The sequence below is a fragment of the Microbacterium sp. H6 genome (genome assembly GCF_003314775.1).
GTDB lineage: Bacteria > Actinomycetota > Actinomycetes > Actinomycetales > Microbacteriaceae > Microbacterium > Microbacterium oxydans.
The window spans coordinates 273-4,485 of record NZ_QOAY01000240.1; the positions used below are offsets into that span (position 1 = coordinate 273).

At 66.3% G+C, this 4,213-nt stretch carries 3 protein-coding genes; all 3 read left to right on the plus strand.

The annotated features are described in order from the left end of the window. Positions 1 to 37 precede the first annotated feature (37 nt). Genes DSP71_RS15340 through DSP71_RS15350 form a run of 3 tightly spaced genes read left to right on the plus strand, consistent with a single transcriptional unit; the run spans position 38 to position 4,169 of the window. The gene (locus DSP71_RS15340) at positions 38 to 1,549 is read left to right on the plus strand and encodes an SCO6880 family protein (RefSeq protein WP_067117755.1); all 1,512 of its coding nucleotides are present in this window, start codon (positions 38 to 40) and stop codon (positions 1,547 to 1,549) included. A gap of 5 nt (positions 1,550 to 1,554) precedes the next feature. Beyond that, positions 1,555 to 3,234: a hypothetical protein gene (locus DSP71_RS15345; RefSeq protein ID WP_181800752.1), complete on the plus strand. Its 1,680-nt coding sequence runs from the start codon at positions 1,555 to 1,557 to the stop codon at positions 3,232 to 3,234. Next, a complete protein-coding gene (locus tag DSP71_RS15350; RefSeq protein WP_113681520.1) occupies positions 3,234 to 4,169 on the plus strand; it encodes a hypothetical protein in 936 nt (311 codons plus the stop codon). The genes DSP71_RS15345 and DSP71_RS15350 overlap by 1 nt, the downstream gene beginning before the upstream one ends. Positions 4,170 to 4,213: the final 44 nt, after the last annotated feature.

Consider the following 4,213-nt stretch of genomic DNA (forward strand, 5'->3'; position numbering starts at 1 on the left):
AGCAGCAGTAACGGAATTGACGAACAGGGGTCGAACGATGAGTAGCAATGACACCACGATGGTGGAGCACGGCAACATCGTCATGCCCGCCAAGCTCGGCATCGGCGGGCTGGGTGCGGGTGTGACGTTCGGGTCTATCCCGTTCGCACTCGTCCTCATTGGATGCATCGTGCGCGGCTGGTGGCTTGCTGCCGGCATCATCACGCTCCTCGGCGTGGCCGCGGCGGTAGTGACCGTGGTCACCGTCAAGCAGGGCCGCAACTGGTATCGGCGCAAGGCGAACCGCATGGCATTCCGCGCTGCGGAGCGTCGCGGCGACACGCTTCTGGTTGCGGGGCCCGCGGGACGGATCCCGGATGGGAGCTTCCGTCTGCCGGGCCTGCTGACGGCGTCAGAGCTGAGCGAGCACAAAGACAGCTACGGCAACCCGTTCGGGATGATCCGTCTCGCCACAGCGACGACAAAGCACTACACCGTGGTGATCGAGTGCTTCCCCGATGGGGACTCACTCGTGGATCAGGACAGGATCAACCGGCAGGTCGCCCATTGGGGTGGCTGGCTCGCGCAGCTGGGTGTGGAGGATTCGATCGTCGGCGCATCTGTCACGATCGAGAGCGCGCCGGACTCTGGCCTGCGGCTGCGGCGCATGGTCGCGGAGAACGTGTCTGACCACGGCAGCGACTTCTCCACCGCTGTTGTCGGTGGCCTCGCGGACACGCTGTCGGGCGGTGCTCCTCAGCTGAGCACGCGTCTGGCGCTGACGTTCAATGGCACGGGTCTGGAGTCGAAGAACTCCGATCGGGGCGTGCAGGAGATGGCGGACGAGATCGGCAACCGCCTCCCGGTCCTGTTGGCTTCGCTGGGCATGACGGGAGCTGGCACCGGGGCGCAGGCGTGCACGGCGCAGGACATCGTGGACTTCACCCGCGTGGCGTACGACCCGACGGTGTCGGCCCGCGTCGAGCAGGCCCGCCAGGAGGGCGGGACAGGCCTGACCTGGTCGGAGGCCGGCCCTGCGTTCTCCGAGGCGAAGTACGACCGGTACTACCACGACCGTGGTGTGTCGAAGTCGTGGACGATGTACGAGGGTCCGCGATCAAAGTTCTACGCGACGGCGCTGCGCCGCGCATTCGAGCCGATGAAGGGCGTTCTCCGCAAGCGGGTGACGATCCTGTATCGTCCGATCCCCGCTGGGGATGCGCCGGATGTGATCGAGGCCGAGATCAACAACGCGCAGTTCAACTCGTCGACGAAGCAGCGCGCGACGGCCCGGCAAAAGAACCGCATCCGGTTCGCGAACAAGGCGGCCGAGGAAGAGGCCGCGGGTGCGGGTCTCATCCGGTTCGGCATGATCATCACCACGACGTGCCGGACGAACGATGAGTTCCCGCGTCTGGAGAAGGTCATCCCGTCGCTGACGAATCAGGCGCGCCTCAAGATCCGTGAGGCGCTGGGGAACGAGGACGTGGCATTCCTCGCGGGCCTGCCCCTGGGCGTGGTTCTGCCCGCGCACATGACGTTGCCCGATCAGATTAGGGACTGGCTGTGATGACGATGACGACGACAAGAGCGCAACGACGACAGACGGAGGCGGGAGAGCTGCGGCTGACCCCGCGTGAGGCAAAGCGCCTGGAGCACAAGGTGCGACCCCCGGCTGTCACTCCGCTGCAACGCTGGCTGCAGTTCCTCGACCGCACCCGAACGCAGCGCCGCCGTGCGCTGGGGCGTGCGGGGCGTCGAGGCTGGCGTACCAGCGGCACGGGGCGGATGCCCTGGATCGAGCCGCTGCCGGAAGCACAGGGCACCACGGTGCAGGTGTGCGGTCTCTGGCCGTTCATCGCCGGTTCGAGCGACCTTCCCGTGGGCGTCCCCCTCGGGAAGAACCTGCTGAAAGGCACGGTGGTCTGCGCCGATCCGATCAGTTGGTTCCTCGCCAATCTGATCAACCAGCCCTCGTGCTTCGTTCTCGGCCGTCCCGGCCTGGGAAAGTCGACGCTCGTACGTCGCATCGTGACGGTGCTGGAGGCCTGGGGGCACATCCCGATGGTCCTCAGCGACACGAAGCCCGACTACGTGGATCTGATCGACGCGATGGGCGGGCAGGTGTTCCACCTGGGCCCTGGCCAGGAAGTCATCAACATCCTCGATTTCAGCCAGTTGCTGAGCGAGCTCGAGCAGATCCCCGACGACATCACCCGTGGCGACGCGCCGCGGCGTGAGGCTATCGACGCGATGAAGCGGCGTCGGGCCACTCTCGTGACGGGTCTGCTGGAGCTGGGCCGTGATGCCCGGATCAGCGAGAAGGAACGCAGCATGGTCGTGGAGGGCCTGCGCATCCTCGATGAAGAATTCGACATCGAGAAGGAAGGCCGGCAGCCGCGGATTAGCGACCTGGTGGCCCTGGTGCGCTCTCGTCACCCGCGCCTCGCCGCGATCGCGCAAGACCGTGGCGATGAAGAACGGTATGCGGAGCGCACGGAGCTGCTGCTGGACGGTCTGATTGCGTTGACCTCGTCGGGTGTGTACGGGTCGATCTTCGACGGTGATAGCACCGTGCAGATCGAGGCCGGTCGGCCGGTCGTGTTCGATCTGTCGTCGATCGATGACGGCGACCTGACCCTGCAGGCGGCCGTGCAGGCCGTGTCGTGGTCGTTCGGGTCTGCGGTCGTCGACGCGGAGAAGTACCTCGCGGATGCCGCCCTGCGGCCCCGCCGTCACTACTTCCTGGTGATGGATGAGCTGTGGCGCATGCTGCGCGCCAGTTCGGCGATGGTGTTCTTCGTCGACGCGCTGACGCGTCTGAACCGTGCACGCGGTATCGCACAGGCGATGATCACGCACACGATGGATGACCTCAAGCTGTCGTCTGACGAGCTGACGACGATCGCGTGGGGCTTCGTGGCCCGGTCCGCGATGGTGTTCATCGGCGGGCTCGCGCAGTCCGAGATGGGGAACCTGGAGCAGGTGTTCGCCATGTCGGCACGCGAGAAGTCGATGATCATGGACTGGAGTGCCGACGGGTCGCTGAACCCGCACACGGGCACACAGGCGGTCCCGCCTGGGCGAGGAAAGTTCTTGCTCAAGATCGGAAAGAAGCCGGGGACACCGTTCGAGGTGGAACTCACGGCTGCAGAGATGGACGTGAACAACACGAACCGGGCCTGGACGACAGCGGCAGAGCGGTTCCGTGCGAACGCGGCACGCGTTACCGAGACGCTGGAGGAGGCGGCCTGATGCGCCCGAACCGGCGGGCACAACCTCTCGCGGCCGACACCGGGTGGCTGGTGATCGGCGGGGTACTCGCGGTGGCGATGTTCGTCGGGGTGCTGGGCTGGTTGGCTGCGCTCACCAACCCCGGCGTCGACGAGCTCGGCCGGCGTGACCCTTTCACGGTGCTGGCGGCTGTTCTGACAGGGAAGCTGTCGCCGGCGCCGCTGCAGGTCGTGATCTTCCTGCTCGGGCTGATTGTCCTGGGGGTGGCGGCCGCCGCGATCGCCACGCTGGCGCTGCGGCGCCGGTCATCGGGATCCCGGGTCGACCACAAGGCGGCGTCGATGGGACAGATCCGCGAGCTGGATGAGATGACGCAGAAGAAGGTCGCGGAGGACACCGCCCGTCTCGGCGCAGAAGGCGCAGCGGACGGTGTCCCGCTCGGCCGACACATCCCGTCCGGCAAGTTCCTCTTCGGCACGTGGGAGTGGGTGCAGATCTGGCTCATGGGACCGCGTGCGGGCAAGACGAGCTGCGTGTGCGTGCCGCAGATCCTGGAGACGCAGGGGCCGGTGTTCGCGACGTCGAACAAGCGAGACATCGTCGACCTCACCCGCGGGCCGCGATCGGAGATCGGCCGCATGTGGATCCACGACGTGCAGGACATCATCGGGGCGGAGCCCACCTGGTGGTGGAATCCGCTGTCGTTCGTGACGAACTTCGAACGTGCGGAGAAGCTTGTCGACGTGTTCGTCTCGGCCGCGCAAGAAGCTGACGCGAAGGAAGATGCGTACTTCGGGCCGGCCGGCCGGGAGACACTCGCGCGGTTGTTCCTCACCGCTGCGGTGACGGGGAGACCCATCACTGACGTGTACCTGTGGGCGATGGATCCCAGCGGGCGGGATCCCGAGATCGGAGATCCGTCTGTGCTGCTCGTCGAGGTGGCTATGTCAAGCTGAAGTGGCCCAGGGATGTCGCTCTGAACTGGCCCACGTGAGCCTGC

What these genes read in the sequence shown, in the direction of transcription:
- DSP71_RS15340 (WP_067117755.1), top strand. Translation starts at nt 38, where the DNA reads ATGAGTAGCAATGACACCACGATGGTGGAGCACGGCAACATCGTCATG.
- DSP71_RS15345 (WP_181800752.1), top strand. Translation starts at nt 1,555, where the DNA reads ATGACGACGACAAGAGCGCAACGACGACAGACGGAGGCGGGAGAGCTG.
- DSP71_RS15350 (WP_113681520.1), top strand. Translation starts at nt 3,234, where the DNA reads ATGCGCCCGAACCGGCGGGCACAACCTCTCGCGGCCGACACCGGGTGG.